18 protein-coding genes are annotated in these 15,389 nt (G+C 56.7%); 13 read left to right on the top strand and 5 right to left on the bottom strand.

What is annotated here, in order from left to right:
• Positions 1-147: 147 nt before the first annotated feature.
• Positions 148-699 carry a GNAT family N-acetyltransferase gene (locus ACRQ1B_RS27610; RefSeq protein WP_432297411.1) on the bottom strand — a complete coding sequence of 184 codons (552 nt, stop codon included), beginning with the start codon at positions 697-699 and terminating at the stop codon, positions 148-150.
• Entirely contained in the window at positions 699-1,007 is a 309-nt protein-coding gene (locus ACRQ1B_RS27605) for a type II toxin-antitoxin system TacA family antitoxin (protein ID WP_432297485.1), read from the bottom strand. The genes ACRQ1B_RS27610 and ACRQ1B_RS27605 overlap by 1 nt, the downstream gene beginning before the upstream one ends.
• Positions 1,008-1,241: 234 nt before the next feature.
• Here ACRQ1B_RS27605 and ACRQ1B_RS27600 point away from each other — a divergent pair, with 234 nt between their 5' ends.
• Positions 1,242-1,544: a transcriptional repressor TraM gene (locus ACRQ1B_RS27600; RefSeq protein WP_432297483.1), complete on the top strand. Its 303-nt coding sequence runs from the start codon at positions 1,242-1,244 to the stop codon at positions 1,542-1,544.
• A 7-nt stretch (positions 1,545-1,551) separates the two neighbouring features.
• On the opposite strand, the gene traR is transcribed toward ACRQ1B_RS27600, so the two are convergent.
• Positions 1,552-2,256 (bottom strand): autoinducer-binding transcriptional regulator TraR, encoded by a 705-nt coding sequence (traR, locus tag ACRQ1B_RS27595; RefSeq protein WP_432297409.1) that lies wholly within the window; start codon positions 2,254-2,256, stop codon positions 1,552-1,554.
• A gap of 140 nt (positions 2,257-2,396) precedes the next feature.
• Positions 2,397-3,398 (bottom strand): class I SAM-dependent methyltransferase, encoded by a 1,002-nt coding sequence (locus ACRQ1B_RS27590; protein ID WP_432297407.1) that lies wholly within the window; start codon positions 3,396-3,398, stop codon positions 2,397-2,399.
• 402 nt (positions 3,399-3,800) lie between these two features.
• On the opposite strand from ACRQ1B_RS27590, the gene ACRQ1B_RS27585 reads away from it, so the two are divergent.
• From ACRQ1B_RS27585 to ACRQ1B_RS27530, 12 genes are all read left to right on the top strand, one after another.
• Complete coding sequence (locus tag ACRQ1B_RS27585; protein ID WP_432297406.1) at positions 3,801-4,520, top strand: helix-turn-helix domain-containing protein; 720 nt, start codon at positions 3,801-3,803, stop codon at positions 4,518-4,520.
• Positions 4,521-4,627: 107 nt separating this feature from the next.
• Entirely contained in the window at positions 4,628-5,845 is a 1,218-nt protein-coding gene (locus ACRQ1B_RS27580; RefSeq protein ID WP_432297405.1) for an MFS transporter, read from the top strand.
• Positions 5,846-6,198: 353 nt separating this feature from the next.
• On the top strand, positions 6,199-6,723 hold the full coding sequence (locus ACRQ1B_RS27575; protein WP_432297403.1) for a helix-turn-helix domain-containing protein: 525 nt from the start codon (positions 6,199-6,201) through the stop codon (positions 6,721-6,723).
• Between the two features lie 95 nt (positions 6,724-6,818).
• The gene (locus ACRQ1B_RS27570; protein ID WP_432297401.1) at positions 6,819-7,613 is read left to right on the top strand and encodes a helix-turn-helix domain-containing protein; all 795 of its coding nucleotides are present in this window, start codon (positions 6,819-6,821) and stop codon (positions 7,611-7,613) included.
• Positions 7,614-7,747: 134 nt separating this feature from the next.
• Positions 7,748-8,565, top strand: a protein-coding gene (locus ACRQ1B_RS27565; protein ID WP_432297399.1) for an IS5 family transposase whose coding sequence is annotated in 2 segments (ribosomal slippage) — positions 7,748-7,844 and positions 7,844-8,565 — 819 coding nt in all. Because the reading frame shifts where the segments join, the coding sequence is not laid out codon by codon here.
• 163 nt (positions 8,566-8,728) lie between these two features.
• On the top strand, positions 8,729-9,733 hold the full coding sequence (locus ACRQ1B_RS27560) for an Abi family protein (protein WP_432297398.1): 1,005 nt from the start codon (positions 8,729-8,731) through the stop codon (positions 9,731-9,733).
• A 71-nt stretch (positions 9,734-9,804) separates the two neighbouring features.
• Entirely contained in the window at positions 9,805-10,317 is a 513-nt protein-coding gene (locus tag ACRQ1B_RS27555) for a hypothetical protein (protein WP_432297397.1), read from the top strand.
• A gap of 140 nt (positions 10,318-10,457) precedes the next feature.
• Complete coding sequence (locus ACRQ1B_RS27550; RefSeq protein ID WP_432297396.1) at positions 10,458-11,264, top strand: ABC transporter ATP-binding protein; 807 nt, start codon at positions 10,458-10,460, stop codon at positions 11,262-11,264.
• On the top strand, positions 11,261-11,938 hold the full coding sequence (locus ACRQ1B_RS27545) for an ABC transporter permease (RefSeq protein ID WP_432297395.1): 678 nt from the start codon (positions 11,261-11,263) through the stop codon (positions 11,936-11,938). The genes ACRQ1B_RS27550 and ACRQ1B_RS27545 overlap by 4 nt, the downstream gene beginning before the upstream one ends.
• A gap of 10 nt (positions 11,939-11,948) precedes the next feature.
• On the top strand, positions 11,949-12,707 hold the full coding sequence (locus ACRQ1B_RS27540; protein ID WP_132280368.1) for an ABC transporter permease: 759 nt from the start codon (positions 11,949-11,951) through the stop codon (positions 12,705-12,707).
• Positions 12,704-13,864, top strand: coding sequence for an alanine racemase (gene alr, locus ACRQ1B_RS27535; protein ID WP_432297392.1), 1,161 nt, complete (start codon positions 12,704-12,706; stop codon positions 13,862-13,864). Before ACRQ1B_RS27540 ends, alr begins: the two co-directional genes overlap by 4 nt.
• 24 nt (positions 13,865-13,888) lie before the next feature.
• On the top strand, positions 13,889-14,728 hold the full coding sequence (locus ACRQ1B_RS27530; RefSeq protein WP_432297390.1) for a transporter substrate-binding domain-containing protein: 840 nt from the start codon (positions 13,889-13,891) through the stop codon (positions 14,726-14,728).
• Between the two features lie 29 nt (positions 14,729-14,757).
• Here ACRQ1B_RS27530 and ACRQ1B_RS27525 read toward each other — a convergent pair whose 3' ends face one another.
• The gene (locus tag ACRQ1B_RS27525) at positions 14,758-15,363 is read right to left on the bottom strand and encodes a TraH family protein (RefSeq protein WP_432297389.1); all 606 of its coding nucleotides are present in this window, start codon (positions 15,361-15,363) and stop codon (positions 14,758-14,760) included.
• Positions 15,364-15,389 lie beyond the last annotated feature (26 nt).

Here is a 15,389-nt window from a genome sequence, read left to right as displayed (position 1 = left end):
CATCGAGAGAAGGGCTTCGACATGACCGTTCACTTCTGAACGGCTCTTCAGAAGAGCCTAGTTTCCTCCGTACGCATCAAACAATTTCTTATGCGGTGTGTAAGCTTGCCGAAGAACTCTCGCGCTCACGGTAGTCGCGCACCCAGCCTATCCTGGTGGCACGGCAAGCATCTTGATCGTGGCAACGGGTAGGAACATGCGCATGGGCGAAGACGGAAAAGGCTGGAAGCCATAGCCCGCGTATAGTTCTTGGCGTCGCTTCGTTCGCTCAGCATCGCCACAATCAAGCACATCGAGAACGACCATTGCCGTACCGATCTGCTCAGCGACAGTCGCGATCCGTGTCAGACAATCTGCAAGAAGCACACCGCCGTAGCCGTTTCCGTGGTGTCGTCGGTCGCGCCCGATCATCGAAATATATGCTGCCGGTATCGAACCATGGCCTGGGCGATTGCGTGCGTATTTCTCCGGCAGATCCCTGAAATCGATCGAATGCGCGTTGATCGCGTAAAATCCGATGATTGATTTCCCATCCTCGGTCATGACCCAGACCCGAAGATTGTCCGCCTTTGACAGCTTGTTGGCTGTCTTCTTCAGAAAATTGTCGACCGGGCCGATACCACACGAAAAAGCCGCCCGATCGTGCTTTTCAGGATCAAGCGGCTCGATGACGAGCGTCGCCGCTGCATTATCTGACATTACTTCGCGATCACCGATTTGCGGTGACGCTCAAAGGCATTTTTCAGATTTGCGGTCGGTGCGGCGGGATTGTCGAGCGCATCAAAAAATGCCGCGTGATCGACCGACTTGAGCCTGGTCGTTTCGTGGGCAGCGATCGTTTCCAGTGCGGACCTGTAAGCGGCATTGATGGTGAAAGCGGAATCGTCCATGCCGGAAAGCGCTGCCGCTCGCTGGATTGCATCCTTTATCCGTGGTTTCGTCCGAAAGTTCATTCGGGCGTCATTGGGTTCATCGATTTCGCTGGTTGCGTCCTTGAAAGCAAACATCGTCGCCTCCTGTTTTTGATCTCTGGCCAATACGTACGTCAAAATGACGTACGCGTCAAGTAATCCCCTGAGGAGGACACAAGCCTTTCGAGGGGAGCGGACGCGGATGTGTCTCATGATCCAATGACCAACACTGCAAATCTGCGCGTGGAAACCCCGTCACAAGCGCGCTACAACATGGAAAAGCAGAGAGACGGCATGTGCGCATCGCGCCGCGTTGAAGAAAGTATCGCCATGATCCGCGACGAAAACGCTGAACGGCCAGAATTCGATCTTAGACCATTGTTCGGTCTGCTGTCAGGAGTATCTGACCCCGTTCTCGAGCATTTGACTGTCCAGGCGATCAAGAAGCACCGGCACCTCGTCACAAAGGCAGAAGAATTGTTCCAAGGCCTCCCCGAGGCCATCAGAACAGGCCGGGAAACTGTCGGCAAAGACCACGTCGCCTATCTCGATGCGACGATCGAGATGCATGCACAGATGTCGGCGCTGACGACGCTTCTGAAAATCCTCGGGCGCACGCCGGCGGTTCAGTAGAAAAACGTCAGATCAGCCCGCGGCGAATTGCGAGCGCCACCAATTGGGTGTTGTTGCAAAGATCGTAGCGTCGTCTTGCCTCAACCAACGCGATGCGAACGGTGTTGTATTTGACCTCTTCCAGATCGGCGACGTCCTCCACCGTCTTGCCGAGCTCAAGCCAACGCACGAAGGTCGCTTCCTTTGGGCCGAGGTAAATATGCTCTTCAATGGATGGCTTGGTTCTGAGGTGCCCGATCAGCATATGCAATTGCGCAACTGCCGAAGCTGCGGCAACTGCATCGATTTTCCATTCCCTGGTCGGTACGGGCTCTGCCGACGCAAAATTAAGCATGGCAATCGCGCCATTCGAGACCTGCACCGGCATGACAAGACCGGATCGAATACCGAACTCGGCCGCCAGGGTATAAAATTCTCTGTCCTCCTTTGACCATTTGCCAGTCGGCCCATCCGTAGACCAGACGAAAGCCCTTTTCTCCTGCTGTGCGCGCCTGACCCGCGGATCCAGCAACCTCAACGTGTCTTTAAAATATCGCTCTTGCCATGCGTCGCTCAGATTGGAGACGGCATGAAGATCGCCGGGCCGCAGGTTGAGATAGCCGTAGCCACTGAAACCGAACGTCTCGGCAAGAGCCGCAAGCGCTGCCTTCAATGTCGTCTGGTTTCGGGCGACTGCGTTGATATCCAGGAGCTTTCCAATCAATTTGTCCACTGAATGCCTCTGTATCATGTGGCACCAAGGTGGGTCAGAAGGCGGTATCCTTCTCGCCAAGCTTGTGCCGGCCTCTGTTATCAATTTTCAGGCAGCCGGACGTACCCGCAACAGCCGGCAGCGAATGATTGGCTCGGCGGTCAGGATCGGCCGTTGTGTCGGTTCAGCCATCCCGCCAGATCGGAATAGGGTTTCGGCTCGTAGACATATTCGACCGGTATCGCAGGCTGCAGCATCGACGTCAGGTAGCGGCCAAGATTGTCAGCGTCGTTGCTCGCCGCGAGACCATAGAAATTGCCGCTGTTCCAGGTCACGATGCAGTGGGAAAAATGCGCGTAGATAGCATCCGCCATGTCAGGCAAAGTGGCTTCGCTTTCGTGCATGGTGTTCAGCACAAGCGCGGTCTTTCGGGCGATCTCGTCTGCGCCGAAGTAATGCGCCTTGAACCCGAGATTCTTCTGCTCCTCGCGCGCCTGATAATCGAGTGCATCGAAGGCGCGAAACTTTTCCAGGAAAAGCAGGATGCCGCCAGGCTTGAGATGCTGCGCGATAAACTCCACTTGCGCGGCGCGATTGGGCGAATACATCTGGAATGTGGTGTCTTCCAGGATGACATCGAAGCCATCCGAGAAGCGTGCGAGGTTCGCCGTCGAGGCCAGGTGCTCCTTGGTCAGCCGATGGAACGGCCCGAGGAAAAAGCTAGCGCCGAGCGGGTCCCCATATGCCATGAAGCATTTATAATTCTCTTCACTGGGGCTGCAGGCCAGGGATTGGATCTTGCCGCCGCTCATCTCGGAGATCACTCTCGCCATCGTGCCCTCGGCGGTCCCAAGGGTATAGACCAGAAGATCGCTCGGACGTGTCTGGCCATACCGCAGCAAGGCATGCGCCATTCGGCACTCCTCCTCGAGGCGATAAGGAATGCTGGCGTGATAGTGCTGATCGAAAAATCCTTGCCGACGGGAATGTATCTCCACCAGTTGAAGGAGGAGTGCGTCGTTGGAGAGGAGTCGCATATCGACCGCAGGTCGACGCAGCGGCATGCCGCTCCTGCCGGCTGCCGTTTCGCTGAAAAAGCCCGGCAGCTGATTGAGACGCGGACCCTGATCGCATTCATCAAAGAATTCGTTGAAATCTTGCATCGCAACACACCCCTTCAAATGACATCACGGTGCAGCGCCGTTCATCCCATGTGAGCTCTGGACAACCAGCGTGCTCGAAGAAGCTAAGTCCACGCAAACGATCACGCTTTCGGAGACCTGCCACATTGTCACAAAAGTGCCATCTTCGCCCCACCTGCGGTTAATATCGCATTGCACAATAACTTCCGGTGGGCTTTTATATCGTTGCAGTGCCAACTATCTTGCGGGGCAGCTCACAGTTTGCCAGAGACACGCGATTTCAAACCAGACGAAGTGCGACGTGCGGATCGTCGTAGCTTGATTCATAGGTATATGGACTGGGGATCGGTGCGAGCCGACCTTGTCAAAAGAACCGGTCTGGCACGTCAGGAGACGCTGCTCGCGCCCAGGCATCATGCTGTCATGATCAACTTGAAGGGAGAGGCGAGAACCGGCGAGGATTTCGTCGATGGGCAAAGGGTATCATTCACGCCGCGCCGCCCGGGCTCCATCGTTTTTGTGCCGGCCCTTAGCGAGTGGCGTGGCTGGGACGAAGGAGACAGGACCGGCTCCTATCTCCTGGTCACCATCCATCGCACCTTCATCGCAAAGTCTTTCGGGATCGACTACTTGCCCGACCTGAAACCGGTCATCGGGCTGAGAGACCCGATGATCGAGGCGTCGCTGAAGCTGGTCGCGAACGAACTTGCGAATCCTGACCCCATCAGCACGATGATGGTCGAAAGCCAGGCTATACAGATGATCATTCATCTGGTTCGATTGCAGTTGCTCGGTTTCGACACGACCAAAGGCGGACTGTCCGGGTTCGATCTCCGTCGGGTGGTTGCGACGATAGATGGGAGGCTTGCAGACCCACCGAGCCTCAGCGAACTGGCCGGGGAGGTCGGTTTGAGCCGGCGTCAATTTTTTAGGGCCTTTAAACAATCCACCGGCAAGACGCCACATGCCTATTTGCTGGATCAGCGTTTGGACCGTGCAGCGGATCTCCTGCGCACAAGCACCTTGTCGGCGACGGACATCGCATTCGAAAGCGGCTTTGGAAGTTCCAGCCATTTCACGGCTACCTTCAAAAAAGCTTTCGGGTCCAGCCCACTCGAGTTCCGACGCACCTGGCGACGTTGATGCGGGCATGTTTGCTGGCACAGTTTCGCTATCATGGCGCGAATTCGAAAGCCCTGAAGGAGCTGTGCTGATAGTCCAAGGCACCCGCTTCGCCTCAAGGGCCGCACATGGCTCCAATCCGAATACTGCGCTCTGCTATCGTCCCTATCCTGCGTTACCCGTCATTCCGCTGGTTCCTAAGTTGCACTTTGGCGTCCGCTTTGGGTCGAAATGGATACGCCGTTGCCTGCACCTGGATCCTCGTGGCGTCGAACGGCGGAAGTGCCGCGGTTGCCACTTTTGTTGCGGTCGTCAGCCTGACGGAGCTGCTGGTCAGTCCGATTGCCGGATGGATATCCGATCGCTTCAAACGACGTCCCGTATTCATTGCAGCTGACGTCATTCGAATGCTGGCATCACTAGCGCTTATGTCGACGGACCTGCCCTGGGTAATATGTTCGGCAGCTGTTCTGTTCGCCGCTTGCGATCGCATCGCGCTCACCGCATCGCAGGCGATGATCCCATCCGTTGGCGCGCACCTGAAGCCCGACACGTCCAACTCGATCAGCTTCTTCTGCATGCAGGTCGGCGGCCTGATCGCCGCAGGAGTGGTCGGCGTGTTGATCCATATCTTCTCGGCTCCCGCGGCGTTTGCGACGATAGCGGCTGCCTTCTTCATCTCTGCCGTCAGTATGGGATTTGTGTCTGACACGCATTCAAGTCCTCGGGCCACCGACACTAATGACCCTCGGCGACTGAAAATTGATGCGTGTTTCGTTTACCTCGCCTGCGTCTATGCCTTTCTTTATGGAGGGGGCACACTTGTCAGCATCCTGGGGGCGGGCCTCATCTTCGACGAGTTCGGCGGCAACGCACTCGATTTCGGAAAGCTCGAAAGCGCCTGGTCAGCAGGATCAATCGTCGGCGCCGTTCTCCTCATTCTGCTGGCGCGCTATGCAAAACACTCCGCTCTGTTGATCGGCGCCTTGATGCTGATCGCGCTCTCGTTCGCGAGCTTAAAACTTTCGCCGCTGCTATGGACCCTTGTGACATTCGCAGCAGTGGGCACTTTCTATAATCTTGGCCGAGTAGCGGTCGAGGTTATGCTGCAGGCTACGGTTTCGAATTCTGCCTTGGGCAGAGCAAAGGGAATCTTTCACTGCTCTGGAGTCGCCATGGGGCTGATATTGTTCAGCGCTGTTTCACTCGGAGCACACCGCCTCGAACCGTCGACGATGTTTCTGCTCTATGGCCTCGTTATACTGATCGCCACTGGCATCCTGATCTTGCTGCGACCGAAGCATGCAGCGGGTGCGCGACGGTCTCCGAGCCCGGATGCAACCTGATCATCATCGGGTGATGCCAGGCATCTCGTCCAAAAGCGGCTTCTAAATCACGACAGCAGCTTGCAATTTCGTCACAAAAGACTGGCGACCTCTGTCCGCATCGACTATTCTTTTCGGCAAGGCAGTACGTGCTGCCCCGGGGTGTCGAAACCCCTCCGTGCGACTGGTGCTGGTCGTTTCAGCGCCGAACTCTCTGATCCTTTCGGGTCGGGGAGCCTGTGGCGTATGTCCAGGTTCCCCGGAACTAAAGGCCGCAGGACTGTCACGGACGGTTTCGAACTCCCCGATCATTCGGAGGTTAAGTGAGTCTATCGCGGGGGCGTACCGCGACTAACTCACTCGACGGGGAGTGCATGATGCGGGACCGCAAGGAACAGCAGACACAGCAGCAGCCTCATTCGCAGCAATCTCAAACACCACCGCGCGGCGCGGCCCACGCGGCTGATCGCCATGTCGGCCGTCAGGTGGCCCTTCTTCGGCTGCAATCGCGCATGACGCAGACTGAACTCGCCAGAAGCGTGGGGATCAGCGTCCAGCAGCTCCAGAAATATGAAAGCGCCCGCAATCGTATCAGCGCCTCGATGCTGTTCGAGATTGCCAAAGCTTTCGGTGCCCCTGTCAGCCGCCTGTTCGACGGATTGCCGGGGAACGGAACCTCCGCCCCAGAGGCCCATCCGCCGATACATGAACACATCGCATTTGCCGCAAGCATGGAGGGGCAGCGCCTCAATGACGGATTGCTGGCGCTACCTCCTCGAATTCGACATCGGATCTCGTCGTTTGTGGCGGCCCTTGGTGAGGAGCTCTCGGATGCCGTCGCTGCAGAATGTGATCCGGCGATGCATCGGCAGCAGTGCGAAGAGGAGTGCAATCATTGAACGCGCTCCCAGATATACAGCCACCCCGCTTCAAACAGGCCGCGTGCCAGGTGGTTTCGCATCGATCACGATCATGGCGCTTGTCTCGAGCAGACTTGGTCGAACGCGCGGGGTTGGGAAAAGAGGAAACCACCGCCGTCTCAAGTCGGCATCTTCTCCTACTGAACCTGAAAGGCGCATCAGAGAGAGGTCAGTATTTTCTTGATGGCAGGAAAGCAGAGTTCGTGCGTCGTAAACCGGGCGCCATCCTGTTCATTCCAGCAGGATGTGAGTGGCACGGCTGGGAAGAGGGCGCCCCCAACGCCGCATATCTGTCGATTTCCGTCGAGCCCGCGCTGGTGAAAAAACTTTGCACCGAGCTTTCCGGCGGACAGCCACCGGCACTGTCGCCCGACCTTGGCTTTGAGGATCCTGTCATCATGAATGCTGCACGCGGCATCGCCTCGGAAATCGACGATCGCAATCCGGTAAGCACCATGCTGACCGAAAGCTTCATCGCAACCATCTTCGCTCAATTGTTGCGCAAGCAGAGATTCGTCACGCCGGCACGCAAAGGCGGCCTTACCAACCGCCATCTCACCCGTGTGGTTGAGCTCATTGACGAGGATCTGACAGCAGAACTGTCACTCGTCCAGCTCGCCGAACACATCGGCTTCAGCGTCCCGCATTTCTGCCGCGCATTCCGCCAGACGGTTGGCTGTCCACCGCATACCTTCATCGTTCAACGCAGGTTGGAACAGGCACAGCACCAGCTTCGTGCAACAAATCTGTCGGTCACTGACATTGCCTTGTCGTGTGGCTTTTCCAGTTCCAGCCACTTCTCCAATGCATTCAAGCGCGTTGTCGGGACAACACCACTCAACTACCGGCATAGCTGGTCGCTAGGCTAGCGCGCTTTGAGCGAATGCTGCCGTGGCCGGAGAAATAGTCTAAGTGTCTGTCCAAGAATGGCTCTGATGGCACGGGTCGAGTGAAGGGCGGCAATAAGATTCTTTGTATTTTGCGACAAATACGGAGAGATCAAATGGCCTGGACACCCTTCACTCGGCGTCACCATGACAGAAGCCGGATGTGCTACGCAAGTGACATGACGGATCGGGAATGGAGCATGGTCGAGCCTTCATGCCATCTCAGCCACTGCGGGGCCGCCGACGCAAGACGTCGCTTCGAGCTGTGATGGACGCCATCTTCTACCTACTGCAATCGGGTTGCCAATGGGCGCTGCTACCGCACGACTTTCCACCGAAGAGCACGGTCCATCACTATTTCAAGCGGTTCTGCCGGGACGGGACGTGGCGACGGATTCATGACGCACTCTATTGCCGAACGCGGCGATTGGAGGGGCGCGACGAGCAGCCATCGTTTGCCATCATCGATAGCCAATCGGTAAGGACTGGCCCGGATGCCCGCCGCGATATCGGTTACGATGCGGGTAAGAAGACAAAGGGCCGAAAGCGGCATATTCTGGTCGATACACTGGGTATGCTTCTCAAAGCCGAGGTTCATTCGGCGGGCATTCAGGATCGCGACGGAGCAGCGCTGGTTTTCGACAAGCTCGCCAGCCGCTTTCCCTTTGTCGAGAAAATCTGCGGCGATGGCGGCTATCAAGGTCCAAAGGTCGAGCAGGCAAGCCCGAGACCGATGGAGATCGTAAAGCGTGATCAGGTTGGGTTCCAGGTGTTGCCAAAGCGCTGGATAGTTGAGCGTACGCTTGCATGGATTGGCATCAACAGGCGTCTGGCAAAGGACTTCGAGCGGTTTTCAAAAACAAGCCTCGCCTTCATCCACACCGCAATGATCAAGCTTATGACACGGCGGCTGGCTCGATACCTGCTTTCTTGAACAGACTCTAAGGCTTTTAGTGATCCCGTCATTATAGGGAGCAGCGTAAACTATCTCTCGACCTTTGTTCTACAGATGTAATCCTTGCCTCGACAAAGCCCGTTTGCCTCGTGCATTTTCAAGAGATATATGGGTTTCAGCCGCCTTGAGTCCGTCGCGACTTATGGCGGTGACAGACCTTGACTACGAACTGAATCGAGAGCATATTCGGCGCAACACACCCGCCACGCCTCTCGACGAAGCGCAACAGGCGGGTTTTTTATTGGCCAAAATTCCTTTCAACAAACCGGCCTTGAGCGTTCCGGACCAACTTGCCTTGCTCCAACAGCGCGGGATGTTGATTTCCGATCCGGGAAAAGCGGCGCAATTTCTGACTTACGTCGGCTACTATCGCCTGTCCGGTTACTGGTTTCCTTTCCAGTTTCGCGACGGCACAGCGAACCACAGCAATTTCAGACCAAACACTGATCTGGATACGGTTTTGGATCGATACATATTCGATCGGCGGCTCCGTGGTATTGCCATGGATGCAATCGAGAGGATTGAGGTAGCGGCTCGATCCGCGCTTTCGGACGTCATGTCACAGCGGCACGGTCCGCACTGGTATATGGATAGTGTCCATTTCGTACCCGCCTACCATGCCGGGTTCATGACACTGGTTCGTCGGGAAACTGGCCTAGCGCCTTTCGATCAGCACAAGCAAACCGAGTTCATCGCCCACTATTTCAGAACATACGATCCCCCTTTGTTGCCACCCAGTTGGATGGTAATGGAAATTCTATCGTTTGGTGCCATCTCGAAGGTCTACAAAAATCTCGTGGACGGTGAGAAGAAAAGCGTGGCTGCCGCGTTCGGCATACCGCGCAACCGTCTCGGATCGTGGCTCCATGCTGCGTCGCACTTGAGAAATCTTTGCGCACATCACAGCCGGGTTTGGAACAGGGAGTTTGGCGTCGTCCCTTCAATTACAAAAGCGGATGCAAGTCATGTCCATCACCCAAAGAAGTTCTATAATCACGCGGTCGCGATACAATCTTTGCTGAAGATCATTTCCTCTGAAACGCATTGGGTCGACCGCTTCCGTGAGCTGATTGCCGATCATCCGAATATTCCAATCGATCAGATGGGCTTCCCAGCCAATTGGCAATCGAATGCTGTATGGGCCTGAAATGAGATCCCGAGGCGCTCGCTGGCCATAGGCCACATTCTTTTTGAAGCCTCGACAACTGAGGATATGAAATGAGTGCGCGTTTGACGACCGCCATCAAGATTGGAAGGGCAGCGCGGGCCATCCTCAACAAATCCCGAGCTTTTCCAGAAGCCCAGTTTGGTAAGTTTGGCGATGTGGACGACACCGAACACGTAGGTGTCGAACCCATGCTTCTGGCGCTTGGAATGGAATTGGCTCTAAAAGCATGGTTCGTATTTGACTACGATGATGCCAATTTCATGAGATCCCACGACCTCGTCAAGCTGTTTGGGCGCCTAAAACCCGACAGTCAGAAAAAGCTCGACGCAGAGTTCAAGGCGTCAGTTGCACCGTATCATCCAAGCGGACTGCATTTAGGCTACAGCATTCATCACATTCTCGCTCAGCACCGGAACGCCTTCATTGATTGGCGCTACCTACACGAGGCGAAAGAGTCGATGTTGTTCGATCAGGAAGCCTTCGCGGCGACGCTCGAGATGGCCCTGCGAGAATTCGAGAAGAGATATCGTATTGAGCAAGTAAAGCCCTTCGCGCAGAACTGATCTCATTTACAAAAGACCCGTTTCGCGATCCATTTCGCTGGCAGGGTCGACGCATTCGGCGATCAAAAACCGCATCTGCATCAAATGCGTGCAAGCACTGCAATCGCACTTCATGCACCCTCCTGGAAAAAGAGGGGCACATGACGATTGACTCACGTGGCAGGGTACAGAGCACTCAAGACTTTCGGACGACTGCCTTGCGTGTCGTCAACTTGAAGAAGCAGTATGGACCGGTCGAGGTCCTCACGGGCTTGTCATTAACGGCAGAACGCGGCGAAGTCATCTCGATCCTCGGCAGCAGCGGTTCGGGGAAAAGCACATTCCTGCGCTGCCTGAACTTCCTTGAGGAACCGACAAGCGGTGAAATCTGGGTCGGCGGCCGCCACGTCTCGATGGGTCGGGGGAACGCCAAACAGCGGCAGATCAACGCGCTTCGCACCTCGCTCGGCATGGTATTTCAGAATTTCAATTTGTGGCCGGCCAAGACCGTGCTCGAGAACATCGTCGAAGCACCCATCCACGTCCTCGGCCTCTCAAGGCGAGCGGCGAATGAGCGGGCACTGAGCCTGCTCGAAAAAGTCGGCCTGGCCAGTCATCGGTCGGCCTACCCCGCCCATCTCTCCGGTGGGCAACAGCAGCGCATCGCTATAGCACGGACACTGGCCATGGAGCCGGAGATCCTGCTGTTCGATGAACCGACATCCGCGCTCGATCCGGAACTCGTCGGCGAGGTTCTGAAAGTGATACGGGCTCTCGCCGAGGAGGGCCGTACAATGCTGATCGTGACCCACGAACTCGGCTTTGCCCGGCAGGTTTCTCACCGCGTTGTTTTTCTTCATGCGGGCCAGATCGAGGAGGAGGGGAGACCAGAACAATTCTTCCGGCAGCCTTCTTCCCCGAGACTGGCGCGGTTCCTCTCCAGCCATATGCAGGAGCCTGGCCGATGATCGAATTGCAAGGTTTTGCAGGCCAGCTCGTCGCCGGAGCATCCACCACCTTGGGGCTCGCCACAACGAGTCTTGTTTTCGGCATCGCCGTCGGGCTTTGCGGGGCAATTGCCAAGCAGAGCGATGTCGCGATGATAAGGGCGGCAGCCATTCTCTACACCACGGTCATACGCGGCATTCCGGAACTGCTCATCATTCTCATCCTCTATTTCGGAGGGACAGTCGCGCTGACCGCATTGGCCGGTCGTTATGCCGAGATCAATGCATTCAGCAGCGGTGTATTCGCCCTGTCTCTGGTGTTTGGTGCCTATGCAACCGAAGTGTTCAGGGCGGCGATCCGGGCAGTCCCGCATGGTCAGATCGAAGCAGCACGCGCACTCGGACTTCCAAGTGTCCTGATCTGGCGTTTCGTCATCCTGCCGCAGATGTGGAGGCACGCCCTGCCGGGCCTTGGAAACCTCTGGCTCACTCTGCTCAAGGACACGGCGCTCGTTTCCGTGGTCGGACTGGAAGACCTGATGCGCAAGACCGGCATCGCCGCCGGCGCAACGCATGACCCTTTGACATTCTATTGCGCGGCGGCGGCAATCTATCTGGCCTTCACGTCCGCCTCAATCATCGGCTTGGCGCAACTCGAGCACCGCGCCAGCCGCGGCGCGCGGTTTGCGATGTGAGGATGCAACCATGAATCTCTCCTTGATTATCGATGTGATCCCGCGGTTGATGGATGGTCTGGTCCTCACAATAGGCCTGACGCTGGCCGCTGTTGTCATTGGCGGCACCTTGGCCATTCCCATGGCGCTGATGCGGACATCATCGTCCGCTATCGTGTATTTGCCTGCTCAGATCTACACATTTGTGTTTCGCGGAACGCCTTTGCTCGTTCAGCTGTTTCTCATCTATTACGGCGCCAGTCAGATCGGCTGGGTCCGGTTCGGATTCTTATGGCCAATCCTCAGAGACCCGCTCTGGTGCGCCGTCATTGCGTTCTCTTTGAACCATGCCGCCTATACCGCCGAAATATTGCGTGGCGGCATCCGCGCCATACCTGCAGGTGAGATCGAAGCCGGCAAGGCCCTGGGCATGTCTTATACGCTTCGATTGAGGCGTCTGGTCTTGCCAACCGGTATCCGGCTTGCACTCCCTGCCTATGCCAACGAGGTTATCATGATGCTGAAAGCCAGCTCGCTGGCCAGCACCATCACCATCATGGAGGTGACCGGAAACGCGCGTAAAATCGTCGCGCAGACCTTCTCGCCGTACGAGGTCTTCATTTCGGCAGCTCTGATCTATCTCGCGATCACGCTTCTGACCACGCAGTTCTTCCGGTTGGTTGAGGGACGGATATCAAGAAGCGACAGGCGGCCGAGGTCTGGGCCGCGCATTACATTTGCTCGCGGGCGGACCGGAATGAAGCTTGCCGTGCAGGAAGGTGGCAAATGAACCTTCTTGAACATCAAAACCGCTATACCGATCAAGCCGACGCCGTAGCAGACATTCGGATCCGCGGATGTTGGGTCGAGATCGATATCAACGCCATACGTCACAACTATCGTCAGCTTCGTCGGAATTTGCCGCAACACGTCAAGATCTACGGATGCCTGAAGCGCAACGCCTATGGCTGCGGGGCCGGGGTCGTCGCCGCGGCACTGGCACAGGAGAGTATCGACGGTTTTGCCGTTGCATCCATCGCCGATGCGATCGCCATTCGCCAGCGTGGCGTCTCAAGTCCCATTCTCTTGTATCCCGGTCCGGGTCTCGAGGACGCAAGATTGATTGAGGCAAACAGTCTTACGATCAGCGTTTCGAGCATCGAGGAATTGATGCAGTGGCGACGAGTGCTGACGACGACCAGGCTATTCATGAAGCTCGATCTAGGGTTCTTTCGAGCCGGTACCACGCCGGCTCAGCTGCCTGAGCTTCTAAGGATCGCAGCCGAGTATCCCGATGTTCAAGTTGAGGGGCTTTACGCGCATATGAGCGAGCTGCCCGGTTCGCAGAACGACAAGGCCGAGGCACAACTCGCAAGAATGCATGACACTCTACGCACGATCGACACCTCCGGTCATCGGCCGGCGCTCGTGATGATGTCGAGCACGGAAGGTGTCCTTGAGCATCCGGATATGGATTTCGATGCCGTCGATCCCGGCGCGCTCCTTTTCGGTATTTCCGAAATCAGTGAGCCAGCGCGTCCAATTGCCTTGCGCCCGGCGCTGAAGGCAATCGCAACGAGGCTCGTTTCGGTCAAGCGCGTCGATGCGTCACTTGGTCCCGTGCCCGATGGTCCCGGCTTTCGCTCGGGGATGATACTCGGTGTCATGGCAATGGGTTGGGGTGACGGTTTGCCAAGATATCTGCCCAACGGGATGGTCGGTCTCGTGCGGGGGCGGCGCGCAAACTTGATCGGTCCATCACATCTCGAGCATGTCCGGATCGATCTCACCGACATTCCGGAAGCGCGCTTCGGCGACGAAGTGGTTCTGCTTGGGCGTCAGGGGGAAGCGATGATCACACGGGACGAAGTTGCAGCGCGATGGGGGACCGACCTCATTGGGCTGTATGCGGGATTGCGGGATCACGTTCCGAAACTCTATGTCTGAATGAAAAACAAAAAGGGGAATTCCATGAAAACCACCATCGCTGCAATCGCCATGCTGGCCTCGCTGACTGTTATCGTGCAGGCGCGAGCACAGGATCAGAAATCGCTGACATTTGCCACGGAAGGGGCCTTCCCGCCGTGGAATGCGGTCGACGCTTCTGGTCAGGCGGTCGGCTTTGATATCGATGTCGGCAAGGCGCTCTGCAAGCGTGCGAAGTTCGATTGCACCTTCGTCACGCAGGCATGGGACGGCATCATACCCGCGCTGACGGTCGGCAAATTCGACGCGATCATGGCCGGCATGTCGATCACCGACAAGCGCAAGCAGGTTATTGCCTTTTCTGAACCCTATGCGCTGACATCCAACTATTTCGTGGCCTCGAAGGCCAGCAGGCTGCCTGAACTTCCCGAAAACACACGGATCGATCTCTCATCTGCGTCCGACAGCGACAAGGCATTTTTGCAGACGCTAAAAAACAACCTGCAAGGCAAGGTCATCGGTGTCCAGGGGTCAACGAATGCTGAAGCCTTCGTTCGGGAATATCTCGGCGATGCCGTCGAGGTCCGGACATATGACACCCAGGATAATCTCAACATCGATCTTTCGGTGGGCCGCATCGATGCAGGCTTGGCGGATTATTCGGTCTGGAAAGCGTTCCTCGATACGGATGACCACGCGACAGTCGCGATCTATGGACCACGCATTTCCGGCGGGCTCTTTGGTCCTGGAGTTGGAATTGGTGTTCGCAAAGACAGTGCGCATCTCGCGGAAGAGTTGAACACGGCTTTACGATCCATCAAGGCGGACGGTACCCTTGAAGAAATCAGCTACCGATGGTTTGGTGCGGACCTCGTCTCGGACTGATTGCCTCCACCTGTATTGCCGCAACACCTCTATTGCCGATCTCCCTGTATCCGGGACAGGTCGACACGCATGCCGACGTCCGGGACGGCATCGTCAGACAGCGGTTGCCTTGCGGGAACGCTTGCATTGAAGAGAGGAGACCGGGGAGGAACCGCCTCCCCGGTGAAAAACGTCGGGCCGCCAGGATCATCGGCCTTGAAGATGTTTTCTCCCTCGAAACTGCCGTTTCGCCAGGCAACCACTGCGTCATCAAACAGTTGCGGCAAGAGTTCCGGATTGGTCGGTTGCCCGTACCATTGGGTCACGATGCGCGCGACTTTCGCGAACAAGGCGGTGCCCGTGCGTAGGTTTTCGCACGGTTCGAATAAACTTGCCTGCATATGGGAAACATCACGGATGCCTAAGCCGGCGGGAAATTGGGTCAGCCCGACCCTGACCATCGCGTGCCCCGCATACTCCTTGACCACTGCCAATGCGCCTTCGGTCGATTGAGGTTTCGGGATCAGCACCAGCCGGCCATCTGCCTTGATCGTTATGGCTAGAGGGTCGTCTGACCCGGCCGCCGCAACAAACTGCTCGACGATAGCCGGCGTTAATGCCGGATCGCGGCATTTTTCTATCAGCTCCGCATCCATTTGATCTCTCCCGCTTGAGTGTCGGC

This window comes from Endobacterium panacihumi, assembly GCF_050847465.1.
Lineage (GTDB): Bacteria > Pseudomonadota > Alphaproteobacteria > Rhizobiales > Rhizobiaceae > Neorhizobium > Neorhizobium panacihumi.
This window is presented reverse-complemented; position numbering and strand designations above follow the sequence as displayed.